General features: G+C 64.7%; 13 protein-coding genes, 1 pseudogene and 1 riboswitch. Of the genes and pseudogenes, 7 read left to right on the top strand and 7 right to left on the bottom strand.

Annotated elements, in window-relative coordinates; genetic code table 11:
- Nucleotides 1-68: 68 nt before the first annotated feature.
- Nucleotides 69-842: an amino acid ABC transporter substrate-binding protein gene (locus EN869_RS06010; protein WP_127225361.1), complete on the bottom strand. Its 774-nt coding sequence runs from the start codon at nt 840-842 to the stop codon at nt 69-71.
- Nucleotides 843-1,145: 303 nt separating this feature from the next.
- On the opposite strand from EN869_RS06010, the gene EN869_RS06015 reads away from it, so the two are divergent.
- Both EN869_RS06015 and EN869_RS06020 read left to right on the top strand, forming a co-directional pair.
- Entirely contained in the window at nt 1,146-2,009 is an 864-nt protein-coding gene (locus EN869_RS06015) for an RNA polymerase factor sigma-32 (protein ID WP_127225362.1), read from the top strand.
- Between the two features lie 204 nt (nt 2,010-2,213).
- Complete coding sequence (locus EN869_RS06020; RefSeq protein ID WP_245489372.1) at nt 2,214-4,109, top strand: caspase family protein; 1,896 nt, start codon at nt 2,214-2,216, stop codon at nt 4,107-4,109.
- Nucleotides 4,110-4,232: 123 nt separating this feature from the next.
- Here the strand turns inward: EN869_RS06020 and EN869_RS06025 are convergent, their stop codons facing one another.
- The 4 genes from EN869_RS06025 to thiB form a co-directional block, all read right to left on the bottom strand.
- Entirely contained in the window at nt 4,233-5,699 is a 1,467-nt protein-coding gene (locus EN869_RS06025) for a M48 family metalloprotease (RefSeq protein ID WP_127225364.1), read from the bottom strand.
- Between the two features lie 153 nt (nt 5,700-5,852).
- Nucleotides 5,853-6,641 (bottom strand): thiamine ABC transporter ATP-binding protein, encoded by a 789-nt coding sequence (gene thiQ, locus EN869_RS06030; RefSeq protein WP_127225365.1) that lies wholly within the window; start codon nt 6,639-6,641, stop codon nt 5,853-5,855.
- Entirely contained in the window at nt 6,638-8,248 is a 1,611-nt protein-coding gene (gene thiP, locus EN869_RS06035; protein WP_127225366.1) for a thiamine/thiamine pyrophosphate ABC transporter permease, read from the bottom strand. Before thiP ends, thiQ begins: the two co-directional genes overlap by 4 nt.
- 229 nt (nt 8,249-8,477) lie before the next feature.
- Nucleotides 8,478-9,488 (bottom strand): thiamine ABC transporter substrate binding subunit, encoded by a 1,011-nt coding sequence (gene thiB, locus EN869_RS06045; protein WP_127225367.1) that lies wholly within the window; start codon nt 9,486-9,488, stop codon nt 8,478-8,480.
- 43 nt (nt 9,489-9,531) lie between these two features.
- A riboswitch (TPP riboswitch) is annotated at nt 9,532-9,636 on the bottom strand.
- Between the two features lie 135 nt (nt 9,637-9,771).
- Here thiB and EN869_RS06050 point away from each other — a divergent pair.
- Genes EN869_RS06050 through EN869_RS06065 form a run of 4 tightly spaced genes read left to right on the top strand, consistent with a single transcriptional unit; the run spans nt 9,772 to nt 12,839 of the window.
- On the top strand, nt 9,772-10,416 hold the full coding sequence (locus tag EN869_RS06050; protein ID WP_127225368.1) for a thiamine diphosphokinase: 645 nt from the start codon (nt 9,772-9,774) through the stop codon (nt 10,414-10,416).
- A gap of 10 nt (nt 10,417-10,426) precedes the next feature.
- Nucleotides 10,427-12,241: an ABC-F family ATP-binding cassette domain-containing protein gene (locus EN869_RS06055; RefSeq protein ID WP_127225369.1), complete on the top strand. Its 1,815-nt coding sequence runs from the start codon at nt 10,427-10,429 to the stop codon at nt 12,239-12,241.
- A gap of 56 nt (nt 12,242-12,297) precedes the next feature.
- Nucleotides 12,298-12,540, top strand: coding sequence for a type II toxin-antitoxin system CcdA family antitoxin (locus EN869_RS06060; protein ID WP_127225370.1), 243 nt, complete (start codon nt 12,298-12,300; stop codon nt 12,538-12,540).
- Nucleotides 12,540-12,839 (top strand): CcdB family protein, encoded by a 300-nt coding sequence (locus EN869_RS06065; RefSeq protein WP_127225371.1) that lies wholly within the window; start codon nt 12,540-12,542, stop codon nt 12,837-12,839. Before EN869_RS06060 ends, EN869_RS06065 begins: the two co-directional genes overlap by 1 nt.
- A gap of 14 nt (nt 12,840-12,853) precedes the next feature.
- Here EN869_RS06065 and EN869_RS06070 read toward each other — a convergent pair whose 3' ends face one another.
- Together EN869_RS06070 and EN869_RS06075 are read right to left on the bottom strand one after the other, a co-directional pair.
- Nucleotides 12,854-14,692 (bottom strand): hypothetical protein, encoded by a 1,839-nt coding sequence (locus EN869_RS06070; RefSeq protein ID WP_127225372.1) that lies wholly within the window; start codon nt 14,690-14,692, stop codon nt 12,854-12,856.
- 69 nt (nt 14,693-14,761) lie between these two features.
- Nucleotides 14,762-16,060 (bottom strand): adenylosuccinate synthase, encoded by a 1,299-nt coding sequence (locus EN869_RS06075; RefSeq protein ID WP_127225373.1) that lies wholly within the window; start codon nt 16,058-16,060, stop codon nt 14,762-14,764.
- A gap of 301 nt (nt 16,061-16,361) precedes the next feature.
- On the opposite strand from EN869_RS06075, the pseudogene EN869_RS06080 reads away from it, so the two are divergent.
- A pseudogene (locus EN869_RS06080) lies at nt 16,362-17,261 on the top strand (DMT family transporter).
- Nucleotides 17,262-17,288: the final 27 nt, after the last annotated feature.

Raw genomic sequence — 17,288 nt, forward strand, 5'->3', positions numbered from 1 at the left:
ATCGATATCATGAAAAAAATGGCGGGCCGTCGTCGACGGCCCGCCGGTTTCGAACAAACGACAATGGCTTACTGCGAGACGTCCTGGCCGAAGTACTTGTCGGCGATTTTCTTGTAGGTACCGTCGGCCTTGATGTCGGCCAGCGCCTTGTTGATGGCGGCGACCAGCTCCGGATCGCCCTTGCGCACGATGACGCCGGAATAGTCGGCATTCTCTTCCTGCGCGGCGATCTTCACATTGGCATCCGGCTTGTGCTTCTTGAAGTCGAGGAAGGACAGGCTGTCGTTGATGGTGGCGTCGGCGCGGCCGGTGAGCAGCAGCTGGATCGACTGGTCGAAGCCGTCGGTGCCGACGAGCTCTGCGCCGTTCTTCTCGGCGAGCTTGCCAAAATTGGAGGTCAGCGACTGCGCCGACTTCTTGCCCTTGAGATCGGCGAAGGTCTTGATGTCGGTGTTGTCGCCGCGCACGATCAGCACCGCCTTCGAGGCGATGTAGGGCTCTGAGAAATCGTACTTAGCCTTGCGTGCGTCGGTGATGCCGACCTCGTTGATGACGGCATCGTAGCGGTTGGCGTCGAGGCCGGCAATCAGCCCGTCCCACTTGCCTTCGAGGAACTCGACCTTGACGCCGAGCTTGTCGCCGATGGCCTTGGCGATCTCGACATCGAAGCCGACCAGCGCGTTGGATTCGTCGTGATAGGTGAAGGGCGCATAGGTGCCTTCGGTGCCGACCTTGAGCACGCCGGTCTGCTTGATCTGGTCGAGATTGGCGCCAGCATGACCGGCGGTGACCGCCAGGACCTGCAGCGTTCCGGCGACAAGGAGCGATTTAAGCCATTTCATTTTTCTGTGATCCCGTTTTGACCGGTGCCCCGGCGCGATGTGAGAGCCGGAAACTGACAGATAGAAGGCCGCGAAATAAGGAACCAGATTTCAAATATCGGCTCTGCCAGAAATCTGATTCTCAAAATCACCCGACAATCCGCCAAGCGGCATTTCCGGGCCGATAACAGAAAATTCCTACTGGCAACATGCCCCTTCGGGCGGCGGAACCATCCATGCGCCTGACACGTTGCATGGCTGTTGTAGGGCGCGGCGGCGTCTTTTCAACCGCCATCAGCGCAATCACCGCCAAAAGGAGCCGGCATGATCGAGGACGCGGCAGGACGGACCCTGGTCCGGGCGGCAATGAGGGCTCCCTATCTCGAGCGCGACGAGGAACATGTCCTTGCGCTCCGCTGGAAGGAAGAGAACGACCAGCACGCATTGCACAGGATAACCGTCGCCCATATGCGGCTGGTCATCTCCATGGCCTCGAAATTCCGCCATTACGGCCTGCCGCTCGGCGATCTGATCCAGGAGGGTCATGTCGGCCTGCTCGAGGCCGCGGCCCGTTTCGAGCCGGCGCGGGAAGTGCGCTTCTCGACCTACGCCACCTGGTGGATCCGCGCCTCGATGCAGGATTACATCCTGCGCAACTGGTCGATCGTGCGCGGCGGCACCAGCTCGGCGCAGAAAGCGTTGTTCTTCAATCTCAGGCGTTTGCGCGCCCGTCTCGCCAATGGCGCCGAGCCGATCTCCAACGCCTCGCTCTACCGCGAGGTGTCGGCGGCGCTCGGCGTGCCGGAGGCCGACGTGGCGATGATGGATTCGCGCCTGTCCTCCCCCGACAGCTCGCTCAATGCGCCCTTGGCCGACGAGAACGGCGCCGCCGAGCGGATGGATTTCCTGGTCTCAGAAGACCCGCTGCCCGACGAGATCGTCGGCGACCGGATCGACATCCAGCGCCGGGCCGTCTGGCTGAAAAGCGCGCTCGGCGCGCTCAACGCCCGCGAGCTTCGCATCATCGAGGAGCGCCGGTTGAGCGATGACGGCGCGACGCTGGAATCGCTCGGCGAGCAACTCGGCATCTCCAAGGAGCGTGTCCGCCAGATCGAGGCGCGCGCCATGGAAAAGCTGAAGTTGGCACTGGTCAAACAGAACCCGGAATTTCTGGCTGAAGCCGCGTGAATGAGAGTACAATCTCGATTATTAGATTAGAAGTTGATTAAATAGACATATATTTTAGCTGGCGGAGGATTTTCTTCGCCCGTATCTACAAACTGTGAGTTTTTTAACATACCATCAGAGCGCAATCCGTCTTGTTGAAGCCTCCAGATCATAATGGATGGGGGATTTGCCATGCTGCGATTCTGCGTATCCTTGGCAGCCTTGATGCTTGTAAGTCTCACAACGCTTGAGGCGCATGCCGACCGAAGGGTAGCCCTCGTCATCGGCAATTCAGAATATCGCGAAATCCCGGCCCTCAAAAACCCGGACAAGGACGCCGAGGATGTGTCGAAGACGTTCCGGCTGGCCGGCTTCGATGTGTTCACCGCGAAGGATCTGACCAGGCTCCAGTTCGAGGAGCAGTTCCGCAACTATCTGGCGGCGGCCAACGGCGCCGATCTTGCGGTCGTCTACTATTCCGGCCACGGCTTCCAGATCGGCGGCGAGAATTTCCTGATCCCGGTCGATGCTTCGCTGAAGGATCCGGCCGACATGGAAGTTCAGGCCATCAAGGTCGATGATGTGCTGCAGCAGCTGCGCTCGAAATCAAAGATCCAGGTGATCATCCTCGACGCCTGCCGCAACAATCCCTTCCCGCGCAAGGACTACTGGCTGCGCGACCAGCTGATCGTCGCCGGCGGCACCGGCCTTGCCCAGCTGACAGGCTCGCAGAACACGCTGATCGCGTTCGCCACCGAGCCCGGCGCCGTCGCCTTTGACGGCTCCGGCGACCTCAGCCCGTTCTCGTCCGCCTTTTCGCACCGCGCGCTGGCGCCGAACCAGGAGATACGCTCGGTCATGTCGGCCGTGCGCCGCGACGTCGTCAAGGCGACGAACGGCAAGCAGGTTCCGTGGGAGAATTCGTCGCTGCTCGACGACGTGGTACTGATGCGCAGTGTGGAGCAGCCGGCGCCGGCGCCCGACGGCCAACAAAACCAACAGGTGGTGGAACGAGGAATTCAGGTCGCCGAAGCGATCGGAAATCGCGACATAGGCGTCTCGGTCGGCGTCGGCCCAGTCCCGCTGAAACTGGATCTCCCGGCCGCGGATGTCCCGATCAGCCTCAAGCTCGCCAGCTACCCGGCGAGCGGGACGCTGTCCTTGCCGGATCGCGTCCTGTCGCCGCAGTCGAGCCTGATGGCCACTGAAGTCGACCAATTGCGTTACGAGCCGCAGATCGGCCAGGCCGCTCCGGTCGAGGTCGGCTTCCAGATCGGCGCCGGCAAAGCGTTAAAACAGGCAACGATAAAGCTGTCGCCAAGCGTCGACCCTTGCGATCAGGCCGCCGGCGAGCCGCTCGACCTGCAAGGCGTTGTCCCCGGCCGCTTGCCGAATGAGATCGGCGGTGGAGCGGTGGAGGTCTGCGAGGCAGCGGTGCAAGCCCATCCCGATATCCCCCGCTTCCGCTACGAACTCGGGCGGGCGCTGCTCGCCGCCGGCAGGGTGGACGACGCCAGGAGAGCAATCCAGGAGGCGGCCGACAAGGGCCATATCCGCGCCGTGTTCGAACTCGGCTACATCGCCGCCGCCGGAATAGGGGCGGCCCCTGATCTGACGAAAGCGACCGGCTTTTATGCGCAGGCGTCGGACAAGGGAGACCCCTACGCCACGACCGCCTGGGGGCGCGCCTTGTTCGATGGTGTCGGCGTCCAGCGCGATACCGGCAAGGGGCTGGATCTGCTGCTTAAGGCAGCGGCGATGGGGCATGTCGGCGCCATGAACGATCTGGCGCTGATCTTCAAGCAAGGCCGCAACGGCGTGCCTGCCGATCCGGCGCGCGCTCTGGCCTTCCTCAGAGCCGGCATCGACCGGCAGGAAGCTTATTCGATGGCCATTCTCGGGCTTTCACCGAAGCGGAACACCCCGACGCTCGCGGTGTGCAAGCCCAAGGTGGTGACGAAAGTGATCACCAAGGTAAAGGTGATCCGTACTCCCGCGCCAGAAGCGCCGACGACGACGATCACCACGCCAAAGTTCCCGCCGGTGCCGCCCTGGCGCGGCGGAAATAATGACGGCGATCACGATCGGTCGCAGTCCCAAGGCGGTGGCAGCGATGGCTGATGGTATCGGCGATGGCCGCGTGCTGCCGTCGCAGACTGCAGAATGTTCATTCAGGAGACAACGGTTGCGACGCAGTCACCTGAAAGCAACTGCTGCTAACAACAGTCTGCTCACCGGCAGGCCTTACTTGTCCGTGACGATCTTGACCTTGTCGCCGGCCGACACGCTCGCGCCCGGCGACATCGCGTTGAGCACTCGGAACAGATCGAGCTTGCGGTCGACGCCGACCATCTGGGCCGCGAGCGAGCCCATTGTCTGGCCGGCCTGAACGGTGACGACGCGGATGTGCAGCGGCTTCAGCGCCGCCTTCTCGGCCGGTGTGAGCACGCGGAAGGATGCGCTGACCGAACGCGCCACCGGATCGAGCGAGGTGCTAGCCGAAGGTGCGGCCGTCAGCAGCCGGTAAACCTGCCCGCCGGCGCGGATCACGGCGATGTCGAACTGCCAGCCCTGCGCGGTGGCGTGCGCCATCGCCGCATCGTTGCCGTTGATCGTGTCCTGCCGCACGCTGGCGTCTTCCAGGCCCGCCACCCAGCCGCTGCGGATATAATCGGTGAGCGAGACGGACTTGTCGATCGCCACGCCGTCGAAGCGGATGGCGATGTCGCCCGGCCCGGTCGCGGTCACGGCGGCGGCCGTGTTGTCGATGACGAAACCGTCCGGCACGGTGAAGGAGACACCGAGATTGGGGTGCATGAAGGTCTGGCCGCGCACATAACCTTCTTCCGGCGTGTCGCCGTAAAGCAGGCCGTCAATGCCGGCGAGGAAGGCATCGCGGTCACGCGTCCCGACGCCCGGGGGACCGAAATTGCGCGCGAGGCGCTGCGCCAATTCGATGCGCTGCGGCGTGTTGGGGTGCGTTGCCAGAAAGTCGAGACTGGCATCGGTGGCGCCGCTGACGGAGCGGAAATCGGTATAGGCCGACATCGACTGCAGGAAGCGGCCGGCGGCATAGGGATCATAGCCCGCCTCGCCGATCGACTTGATGCCGATGGCGTCGGCCTGCAGTTCCTGGTTGCGCGAGAACTGCGCCAGCCTCAGCTTGCCGCGGATCAGCGCCGCCTTGGCGGTCGGGCTGTCGCCGAGCACGTCGGACACCACCTTGGTCGCCAGACCCTCTTCGGCCTCGAGCTGCTGCCGCTGCAGCCCGTGATTGGCGGTGACGTGGCCCATCTCATGCGCGATGACGGCGGCCAGCTCGGAGGAATCGTTGGCCAGCGCCAGCAGGCCGCGCGTCACATAGAGATAGCCGCCCGGCAGCGCGAAGGCGTTGACGTTGGGCGAGTTGAGGATGGTGATGCGATAGGTCTGGGTCGGGTTGGCCGACACCACCGTCAGATTGCCGACGACCTTTGCCACCATGCGTTCGAGCTTAGGGTCGGAATACTCGCCGCCATAGGTGGCCAGGATGCGCGGATGCTGCGCCTTGGCCATTTCGGCGAGCTTGGCGTTGGCAACGACGTTGTCGACGGTGATCGGCTTATCGGAAGGCTGGAAGCCGTTCTCCTGCACGTCCGGCGGCGTGAACATCTGGCAGCTCGCCAGCACGGCAACGCCTGCCAGCGCGAAAAATCGTGCAAGCGGCCTCATCCACACCTTTTCAGCGCCGGTCGACAGATCGGCTTCCTTTCGAAATCTTTCGGCAAATCACGGCCCCGCCGGACCAGCATGGCCGGACCTAGCCACACTCCCCCGGACAAGGCAAGCAAACGCCGGATCACCCGCTACCGGTTTGGCCGCAAATTATGTCCGCTTCCGGGCAATGTGTTGTGATCCGGCAACGGTGCCGCCTCGATCGCCGATATAGCGCCGGAACGCATCCGGTCCAGATCGATCGAAGAAGTCGTCGGCCGGTCCGATTGCCGCGATCGCGCCTTCGTCGAGAAATGCCACGTCCTGGCCGACGCGCCGCGCATCTTCGGGCTGATGCGTGACGAAGAGCACCGTCATTTTGCGCTCGGCATGGATGCCGGCGACGAGGTCGAGCATGTCGTCTCGCAGCGCCGGGCCCAGCGACGCGAAAGGCTCATCCAGCAGCAACACGGGCCGGTCGCGCAAAAGCACTCTCGCCAGCGCCACGCGTTGGCGCTCGCCGCCGGAAAGCTCGCGCGGCAGCCGTTTTTCCTTGCCGGCAAGCCCGACTCGCGCCAGCGCCTCCATGACCGCCGCTCGATCGGCATCGCCGAGCTTCAGCGACGGCGAGCGGCCAAGCCCGACATTGGCTTCGACCGGAAGATGCGCAAACAGGTTGTTTTCCTGGAACACCATCGACACCGGGCGCGCCGAAGGCGCCGCGCTGCCGACATCGGCCCCGCCGATCAGCACCTTGCCGGTATTCGGCGATTCGAAGCCGGCTATCAGGTTGAGCAGCGTCGACTTGCCGGAGCCGCTCGGCCCCATGATCGCGGTGATCCTGCCGGCAGCGAATTCGGCATCGAAGCGGAAGGATGCCTCGCCATAGCTGAACGCGACGTCTTCGAGCGTGACGGCCAGCGCCTTCCCTGCCGCGATGCCGTTGTCCCTCGGTGTCATGCCTTTGCTTCCCGCCCCAGCCAATCGGCGACGACGACCAGCATCAGGCAAACGAGGCCGAGCAGCAAGGCGAGGCCCGCCGCGTCGGCGGTCCGGTAGCTGCTCATCCGTGCGAGCAGAAGATAGGGCAAGGTCTGCACGGAATCGCTGCCGAACAGCGCGATCACGCCAAGATCGCCGAGCGACAGCGCCATGGCGAAGGCACAGCCGGTGGCCAGAGGCCGCCTGAGCGACGGCCAGTCGATCAGGCTGAGCCGGTTCCAGCCGGATATGCCAAGCGCCACGCAGAGCCGCTCGTGGCGCTCGCTCGCCGCGTCATAGGCCGGGCGGATGGCGCGGATGGCAAAGGGCATCGCCATCACCGCGTTGACGGCGACGACCATGACCGGCGCGATGGCGAAGACGTCGGTGACGTCGCGCAACGCCAGGAACCAGCCGGCGCCAAGCACGATCGGCGGCACGACCAGCACGAAACCGGCGCCGGTGTCGGCTGCATGTTCGAGCAGGCCCATGGCGCCGCCTGCCCTGCGCCGCAGCGCCAGCGCGCGCCGCGCCGCGATCAGCGCCAGCGACAAGGCAACGCTGAGCAGCGCCGCGATGAAGGCGAGGCCTGCGCTGGTGAGCGTCGCGCGGCGCACCGCTTCCTCACCCGCCAATCGGCCGAGATCGGCCTTCAGACCTGAAAACACCGTCGCCATCATCGGCCCGGCAACGAACAGCAGGGCAAGCGCGATGAGGCCGGCATTGATCGCGCTCTCCACCCGGCCCGCCGAAAGATAGCGGCGCGGCGCCACCGGCAGATTGGCATCGCCGACCGTATTGGCGCCGATCCGTGTGAGCGCGACGACCACGACGAAGGTGAGCGCAATCTGCAGCAGCGTCAGCACCACAGCGCGGGCCGGGTCGAAGTCGAAGCGCAGCGCCTGGTAGATGGCGACCTCCAGCGTTGTCGCCGCCGGACCGCCGCCCAACGTCAGCACGATGGTGAAGGACGTGATGCAGAGCATGAAGACCAGGCCGGCAACCCCCGGCAGGGCCGCGCGCAGCACCGGCCATTCGATCAACCGGAAGGCCGGCCGGGCGCCCATACCAAGCTGGCTCGCCAGCCGCCATTGGTCGGCGGGAATGGTGCCCAGAGCCTCGAGGAACAGGCGCGTGGCCAAAGGCAGGTTGAAGAAGACATGGGCGACAAGGATGCCGGACAGGCCATAGATACCGGGCCATTCTCCGCCACCAAGCCTGGCGAAGACGCCGGCAAAATAACCGGCCCGACCATAGAGCGCCAATATCCCGAGCGCCGCGACGATCGCCGGCAGTGCCAGCGGCACGGTGAACAATTGCAGGACCAGGCGGCGTCCCGGAAATTCCAGATGCCTCGACAAGGCGCGCGCCACCAGCAGCGCCGGCGCGACCGATAGCAATGTCGACAGCAGCGCCTGCCAGAGCGTGAAGCGGGCGACACGGAGGAGGTAGCTGTCGAAGGCGGCGAGAGCGCCTGAGCGGTCGTGCGCACCTTCGAGGATGAGACCGGCAAAGGCGCCACCGATCAACGCCGCGACGGCCGCGAGCGCAATAATGCCGGCGGTTATACGGGAGTCAGAGTGCAACGTGGACTGCACGCTGCACCTTGGCGGAATTCAGCGAACGCCGCGTTCTTTCGCGCCCCCCTCTGTCCTGCCGGACATCTCCCCCTCTAGGGGGGAGATTGGCTTCAGCGCCCCGCTCCGTCCTGCAACGTTTGAGATTGGCGAAAGTCGGGATGACAGCCAATCTCCCCCCTAGAGGGGGAGATGTCCGGCAGGACAGAGAGGGGGGCCTTGGCGCAAGCATCGCAGCCTACTTGCTCATCACCGCCAGCCACTCATCCACCCAAGCCTTGCGGTTGGCCGCGACTTCCTCCGGGCTGAACAGCAAGGTCTTGGTCGGCTTCAGCAGTTTTTCGAAGGCCGGGTTGAGCGGCTTGTCGGTCTTGCCGGCCGGGAACATCCAGTTGGTTTCCGGGATGACGTCCTGGAATTTCGGCCCGGTCATGAAGGCGATGAATTTTTGCGCCAGCGGGTTCTTGGCGCCGGTCGTGGTGATACCGGCAACCTCGATCTGCAGGTACTCGCCTTCGTCGAACGACGCCGCCTGGTAGCGCTCGGTGTTCTCGGCCACCATGTGGTAGGCCGGCGAGGTGGTGTAGGACAGCACCATCGACGCCTCGCCCTTGGTGAACAGGCCATAGGCCTCGCTCCAGCCCGGCGTCACCGTCAGCACTTTCGGCTTGAGCTTGGCCCAGGCTTCCGGCGCCTTGTCGCCATAGACCGACTTCACCCAGAGCAGCAGGCCAAGGCCGGGCGTCGAGGTGCGCGGATCCTGGATGACGATCTTGTCGGTGCCGGCGCCCTCGACCAGCTCCTTCAGGCTCTTCGGCGGCGTCTTCAGCTTTTCGGTATCGTAGACGACGGCGAAATAGCCATAGTCGAAGGGCACGAAAGTGTCGTCGCTCCAGCCGCCGGGCACATTGATGCCGGAGACTTCGCCATGCGGCGCGAACAGGCCGCTCGCCTTGGCATCGGCGGTCAGATTGGTGTCGAGGCCGAGCACGATGTCGGCCTTGGTTCCGGCGCCTTCCAGCTTGACGCGATTGAGCAATGCCACGCCATCGGCGACCGAGACGAATTCGAGGTCGCAGCCGCACTCGGCCTCGAATTCCTTCTTGACCGCCGGTCCGGGACCCCAATCGGCGGTGAAGCTCTCATAGGTATAAACGGTGAGCTTGTCCTTCGCGGCGGCGGGCGCAACGCCCGCCAGAAGCGAAACAAGACCGGTTGCGAGAACAAGCTTGGACCACATCGCGCGCATCGGCGCCTCCTTCGTTCGAGTGACAAGGAATTGAGGCGCCGGATGTTCCGAAACGTCTAATCCCTCCGCCGGTACAAACCGGATCAGGTTCAGCGGGTTGGCTTTTCGCCTCTCAGCCGGATAACGTCCGGCACCCCGTTAGAGCGCCTCGACAGATAGGCCCGGCCGAAGCGGCGCGCAAGCGGAAGTTTGCCGGGCAGCTAATGTTCGAGATGGCCTCGGAGGCGACGTGCGGGCCCTCCCGGCTTCCGTTTCACCTGGAGGGCTGGTAAGGGCGACGGCCATGGGCACATTCACCATCCTGCTTGGCGGCGAACTTATTCGCACGCCCCGCCTTGAACGTCAGATCGAAGGCTCGCGCGTCATCGCCGCCGACGCCGGCATCGGCCATGCCCGCTTGCTCGGCCTGCTGCCGGAACTCTGGGTCGGCGATTTCGATTCGGTGCCGGCGAACCTGCCGAAAGACCTGGCCGCTGTGCCGCGTAAAGTTTTTCCGGCCGAGAAGGACATGACCGATGGCGAGCTCGCCATCGCGGAAGCGCTTCAGCGCGGCGCCACCAGCCTGGTGCTGGCCGGCGCCTTCGGCGGCAAGCGCGCCGACCACGCCTTCCTGCATCTGGCGCTGGCCGTGCGGCTGTCCGCGGCCGGCACGCACGTGCTTTTGACCAGCGGCGCGCAGGAGGGCGTTCCGGTGCTGCCCGGCAAAGCCAGCTTCGACTACGACAACGGCACGCTGTTTTCGGTGCTCGGCTTCTCCGAGCTGTCCGGGCTGACGGTTACCGGCGCCAAATGGCCGCTCGACCGCGTCGAGGTGGCGTTCGGCTCCTCGCTCACTATATCAAACGAGGTCAAAGGGCGGCTCGGCATCGCGCTGGAGCGCGGCCGGGCCTTGCTACTGGCTCACCCCTACCCTCTTCCCGAAAGCTGACATTCCAGACATGGCGCCGCCACTGCTCAACCTCGACGGCATTAAGCTGACCTTCGGCGGCACTCCGCTGCTCGATGGCGCAGCACTCAGCGCGTCCGCCGGCGAGAAGATCGCGCTGGTCGGCCGCAACGGCTCCGGCAAGTCCACCCTGCTCAAGATTGCCGCCGGTATGATCGAGCCGCAGGACGGCGAGGTGTTCCGCCAACCTTCGGCCACGGTCCGCTACCTGCCGCAGATGCCGGATATGGACGGCTTCGCCGACGTGCGCGCCTATGTCGAAGCCGGTCTCGGCCCGGCCGACGATCCGCATCGCGCCACCTATCTGATGGAGCATCTCGGCCTCACCGGCGAGGAGCGGCCGAACGACTTGTCCGGCGGCGAGGCGCGCCGCGCCGCCCTCGCCCGCGTCATGGCCCCGGAACCCGATATCCTTCTGCTCGACGAGCCGACCAACCATCTCGATCTTTCGGTGATCGAGTGGCTGGAAGAAGAACTTGCCCGCACCTCCTCCGCCGTGATCCTGATTTCGCACGACCGCCGCTTTCTCGAGCGCGTAACCCGCGCCACCGTCTGGCTCGACCGCGGCCAGACGCGGCGGCTGGACAGGGGCTTTGCCCATTTCGAGGAATGGCGCGACCAGGTGCTGGAAGAAGAAGAGCGCGAGCAGCACAAGCTCGGCCGCCAGATCGTGCGCGAGGAGCATTGGCTACGCTATGGCGTGACCGCCAGGCGCAAGCGCAACATGCGCCGCCTCGGCGAATTGCAGACGATGCGCCAGCGCTTCCGCAGCCATCGCGGCGCCGAAGGCACGGCAACCATGGTGGCGAGCGATGCGGCCGAATCCGGCAAGCTGGTGATCGAGGCCAAAGGCATCGACAAGAGTTTTGGCGACTTGACTGTGGTCAAGGGTTTTTCGACCCGCATCCAGCGCGGCGACCGCGTCGGCCTGGTCGGGCCGAACGGTGCCGGCAAGACGACATTGCTGAAGATGCTGACCAGGGAGCTCCCGCCGGATGCCGGCACCGTGCGCCTCGGCGTCAACCTCGAGATCGCGACGCTCGACCAGAAGCGCGAGGCCGTCGACCCTGCAGAGACACTGGCGCATTACCTGACCGACGGCCGCGGCGAGAACCTGCTCGTCAATGGCGAGCAGCGCCACGTCGTCTCCTATATGAAGGATTTCCTGTTGAAGCCGGAGCAGGCGCGCACGCCGGTGCGCGAGCTTTCCGGCGGCGAACGGGCGCGGCTGCTGCTGGCCCGCGTGCTGGCGCGGCCGGCGAACCTTCTGGTGCTCGACGAGCCGACCAACGATCTCGACATGGAAACGCTGGAGTTGCTGCAGGAACTGGTCGCTGGCTTTGCCGGAACCGTGATCCTGGTCAGCCACGACCGCGATTTCCTCGACCGCACCGTCACCAGCGTGATCGCGCCGGACGGCGGTGGGCGCTGGATTGAATACGCCGGCGGCTACTCCGACATGCTGGCGCAGCGTGGCGGCTCGAAGCTGGAGGATCGCAAGGCAAGGTCGAAAGCCGAGACCGTCGATGCTTCGCCGAAACCCGAACAAACCGCGCCGAAGGGGCCCGCGAAAAAGCTCTCCTTCAAGCAGAAATTCGCGTTGGATTCGCTGCCGAAGAAGATTGAGGCTGTGACGGCCTCGATCGCCAGGCTTGAGAACAACATCGCCGACCCCGCCTTCTACGAGCGCGACCCGGTCTCGTTCCAGAAAACCATCGCCGCGCTCGACAAGGAGCGCACCACGCTCGCCGCGCTCGAGGAAGAGTGGCTGGAGCTGGAGATGCTAAGGGAGGAGATGGAGGGGTAAATTGGCTTGCTTGCACTCAGACATGCGCTTATTTTATGCGCATAAAGAGGTAGGCTATGCTTCAATCAACTGCAAAACCACAACGCAAGTCGGTCAACACCTCGATTGATTCCAGATTGATCGAGGAGGCCAAGACGCTGGGCATCAATATGTCTCGTGCCGCCGAGCAAGGGATCGCCAAGGCAATTTCTGCCGAGAAGACGCGTCGCTGGCAGGAGGAGAACAAGGAAGCGCTCGAAAGCTCCAACGAATACGTCAGGCGCAACGGTCTGCCCTTAGCCAAGTACCGGCTGTTTTGATGGCCCGCTATGATTTCTATCGGAGCGCAGCAAGCGACGGCTATCTCCTTGACATCCAGTCCGACATACTGGAGCACCTCGATACCAACGTCGTCGTTCCGCTTCTGCCGCCCAACATCGCGCCATTGCCTGCGCGCAGGCTGAACCCGATCTTCAGGATCGACGGCAAAGACCATGTGATGGTCACTCAGTTCATTTCCGCTGTAACGGCTTCGGAACTCCGGGCGGCAGAAGGAAACCTTGCAAGACACCAGGACGAGATCGTCGCGGCGCTTGATATGCTCTTTCAAGGATTTTAGGACGTGCCTCTGGCTTACCCCGACGTCTTCGCCGCCCAGGCCTTCAGCGCCTCGTCGAACACTTTCTCGCCCGGTATGCCCTTTTCCATGGTGAGCAGCGCGCGGCGTCCGGTCTTGTAGACCACCGGCACGTCGATCCAAGCCTGTCCCCTCAGCAGCGTCAGGTTGGCGTCCACGTCGGCCTTGGTGTCGTTGAGCGCGACGAGGAAGAAGCCGTCGCCGATCTTGGCCGGAAGGCCGATCAGCGGACTGCCGGCATCCTGCTCCGAACTCTTCATGGCAATGCGCAGAAGCCCGTCGACGCCGCCGCCGTCGAAGTCTTTCGGCGTCAGAAAGATCATTTCGATGATATGGCTGGCCGGCAAAGTCTGGTCGGCGTTGCGCCGGATCGTCATGCGCAGCTGGATGTTCTTGCCAGGAATCGTCGCCTCGGCGCGGATCGCCGGCTCCGGCGGCAGGTCGCCGCCAGGCGATTCCTGCACCAGCGACCAGACGATGCTGCCGGGCTCGGCCGTGCCCTGCTGGGTGCTGGTGCGCTCCTCATAGAAGATCGCCTTCTGCCCGACCGGCACGGTCGCCTCGGCCGTGGCCGGTGCGGGCGTGGCCGGCGCGGTGCCTGCGGCCGGTGGCGGTGCCCCCGTCGCGGGTGGCGTGGCGCCAGCCGCTGGCGGCGTTGGTGCATTGGCCGTTGGCGGTGTGGTTCCGGCCGCCGGCGGTGTCGGATTGGCAGCGCTAGTCGCCGGCGCAGGCGTTGCTCCCGCGGCAGGCGCCGCCGGCGTTTGCGTCGCCGGAGCAGGCGGGGTGCCGGTCGCGGCGGGCGCGGTTGCCGGCGCGGCCGGTGGCCGCGAGGTCAGCGCCGCGACGGATTCGCCTTCGCCGATCGTCGCCTGTCCGCCGGCGGGACCGGGATCCGTTTCCTTGCCCTCAGGTGTCAGGCGCTGGGTAAATTTGGTCGTGTCGGCCGGCTCGCTGGTGGCCGCCGGGGCCGGGGCCGGCGCGGCCGCCGTCTCGGTCGCAGGCTTGGCTGGGGCGGGCTTGACCAGCGGCTCGGTCGAGACCGTCTTGTTGCCGCTGCCGCCAAGGCCGAAGAGCGAGCCGAACGCGTTCTTGTTCAGCCATATGCCGTAGCCGCCGCCAGCCAGCACCAGCAGCGCGACGACGGCGGCGATCAGGCCGCCATAGCTGCGCTTGCGCCGCTGCGGCTGGGGCCGCAGCCGCTGAAATGTATCGGCTGCCGGCTGCTCGTCATTGGCAAAGACGTCGCTGCCGTCGTCGGAATCCATGCCCGCGAGGCCGACATCGTCCTCGCGCGGCGAAGGCATCGGCGGTGGCGGAGCCTTCTGCCACGCGGGCTCCTGCCTTGGCGTGGCCTGCCAGCTTGGCTCCGTCCTTGCCGTGCTCTGCCAGGCCGGCTCGGCCTTGGCGGGAGCTTGAGATGCGGGCTCGGTCTTCGGCGTTCCTTGCCAACTCGGTTCCGTCCTGCCGGGCGCGGGCGCTGCCTTGAACGGCTCGGATTTGAACGGATCCGGCTTCGCCGGCTCGGGCGCCGCCGGCTGGCGGGCATGGCTCGGCTGGTTCTTGTTGCGGTCGATAGAGGAGAAAATATGCTCCAGCTCCGCCAACGGGTCCTCGGCCGGAGGGCGTTTGACATAGTCGCGCTCGACGCTGGAAATGGCATCTTCCAGCGAACGCTTCTGCTTGCTGACGACATCAGGCGCAAGCGGCGGGGAATACTCGGCGAGCTTCTTCGCCAGCACCGCGCGGGCACCGTCGTATATCTGCTTGCGCACCTCGAACGAAGGATCGGCCTTCTTGTCGAGCTGCTTTTTCAGAACACTAACGAAATCTGCCATGCGTCAGGTGACCTGCATTCTTTTCCCGCCGGCCGCAAATCAGCCATAGCGCCGGGAAGGGCTGTGAAATTAGTCTTGAAACGGGTCGGTCACAAGTATTGTGTCGTCCCGCTCGGGGCTGGTGGAGAGCAGCGCCACCGGGGCGCCGATCAGCTCCTCGATATAGCGGACATACTTGACGGCCTGCGCCGGCAAATCGTTCCAGCTTCTGGCGCCGGCCGTGGTTCCCTTCCAGCCTTCGAGCGTCTCGTAGACGGGCTCGACCCGCGCTTGCGCGCCCTGGCTGGCCGGCAGGTAATCGATCATCTCGCCGTCGAGGCGATAGCCGGTGCAGACCTTGATTTCGTCCAGCCCGTCGAGCACGTCGAGCTTGGTCAGCGCGATGCCCTTGATGCCGTTGACCGCGACGGCCTGGCGCACCAGCACGGCATCGAACCAGCCGCAGCGGCGCTTGCGCCCCGTGACGACGCCGAACTCATGGCCGCGCGTGCCCAGGAACTCGCCGATCTCGTTCTTCTGCTCGGTCGGGAACGGCCCTTCGCCGACCCGCGTCGTATAGGCCTTGGTGATGCCGAGCACGTAGCCGATCGCGCCGGGGCCGGTGCCCGATCCCGCCGCCGCCTGGCCGGCCACCGTGTTCGACGATGTGACAAACGGATAGGTGCCGTGGTCGATGTCGAGCAGCGTGCCTTGCGCGCCTTCGAACAGGATGCGTTCGCCGGCGCGACGCTTGTCGTCGAGCACCTTCCAGACCCGGTCCATATAAGGCAGGATCTCGCCGGCCACCGAGGTCAATTCCTGCATGATCGCTTCATGCGTCGCTTCCGCATGGCCGAGCCCGCGGCGCAGCGCATTGTGATGCGTCAGCAGCCTGTCGACCTTCAAGGGGAGCGTTTCCAAATCCGCCAGATCCATCACCCGCACCGCACGCCGGCCCACCTTGTCCTCGTAGGCCGGGCCGATGCCGCGGCGGGTCGTGCCGATCTTGGTTCCGGAATTCGAGGCGGCATCTTCGCGGAATCCATCCAGCTCCCGGTGCAGCGACAGGATAAGCGCGGTGTTTTCGGCTATTTTCAGGCGTTCCGGCGTGACCTCCACGCCCTGCTCCTTGAGCTTCTTGGCTTCGGCCACGAAGGCGTGCGGATCGAACACCACGCCATTGCCGATGATCGAAAGCTTGCCCTGCCTGACCACGCCCGAGGGCAGCAGCGAGAGCTTGTAGACCTTGCCGTCGACGACCAGCGTATGGCCGGCATTGTGACCGCCCTGGAAGCGCACGACCACGTCGGCCCGTTCCGACAGCCAGTCGACGATCTTGCCCTTGCCTTCGTCGCCCCATTGCGAGCCGACGACCACCACATTGGCCATGTTCTTTTCCCTTGAAATGCCGCGCGGGCGGCCTGAAACGACAGGCCTCTATAGCGTCAAGCGCCGGCCGGCGCGACCCTTTCTTTGCCGCCGCAACCCCGGAACATGATCCCGAACCGAAGGACCGCGTAGGCGAAAAGCGGGATAAGAGATCATGCTCCCACGAAGAGCAGGGATCACCATACAACGAATGCCATCCTGATCCAGGCACAACAAATTCCGGCTTTCGCATCATTTACTTGCCGCCGCTGCCGCACTAGGTCGGCCTGACCCTCGAACACCCCGCAGGGTCGGATCCTTCATGCACCGAGCCGCCTATCTGTTCCTTCTGTCGACCATGCTCTTGTGGGGCGGCAATTCGGTGGCGGGCAAGCTTGCGGTCGGCCATGTCTCGCCGATGACACTGGTGTTCCTGCGCTAGGTCATGGCGGTACTGATCCTGCTGCCCATCGGCTGGCGGCCATTGCGGGAGGATTGGCCCGAACTGCGCAGGCACTGGCGATTGATTGCCGGCCTCGGCGCTTGCGGCTTCACCATCTTCAACGTCATCTTCTACACGGCGCTCAACTATACGACCGCCATCAACGTCTCGATCGAGCAGGCAGCTATCCCGATCGTCATCATCCTTGCCAATTTCGTGCTGTTCAGGCTGCGTGTGCAGCCTCTGCAGATCGTCGGCGTCGTGCTCACCATCGTCGGCGTCGCGCTGACTGCCAGCCATGGCGACCTCGGCCAGCTCTTGAAGCTCAGCCTCAACTTCGGCGACGCCATCATGCTGGTCGCGGTGCTCTGCTACAGCCTCTATTCGGTGGGTCTACGCCTCAAGCCGGCGATACCTTGGCAAAGCCTGATGCTGGCGCTGTCGATCGCCGCGCTGCTGATCTCCGTGCCCTTCGTCATCTGGGAGATCGCGGCCGGCCGCGCTGTCATGCCGGACGCAACCGGATGGGCGCTCACGCTCTACACGGCGCTTGGCGCCTCGGTCGTTTCGCAGGTTCTCTACATCAAGGGCAACGAGCTGATCGGCGCCAACCGCGCAGGCCTGTTCATCAACCTAGTGCCGATTTTCGGCATGCTGCTTTCGGTGCAGATCGTCGGCGAGCAGTTTCAGCCCTATCAGGCCCTCGCGCTCGCGCTGGTGCTCGGCGGTATCGCGCTCGCCGAATACAGCGGCAGCAAGGCAGCGCTGCAGATGCAGTAATGGCCCCGCGCTGCACGTGTATTTCTT

This window comes from Mesorhizobium sp. M2D.F.Ca.ET.226.01.1.1 (assembly GCF_004022705.2).
GTDB lineage: Bacteria > Pseudomonadota > Alphaproteobacteria > Rhizobiales > Rhizobiaceae > Mesorhizobium.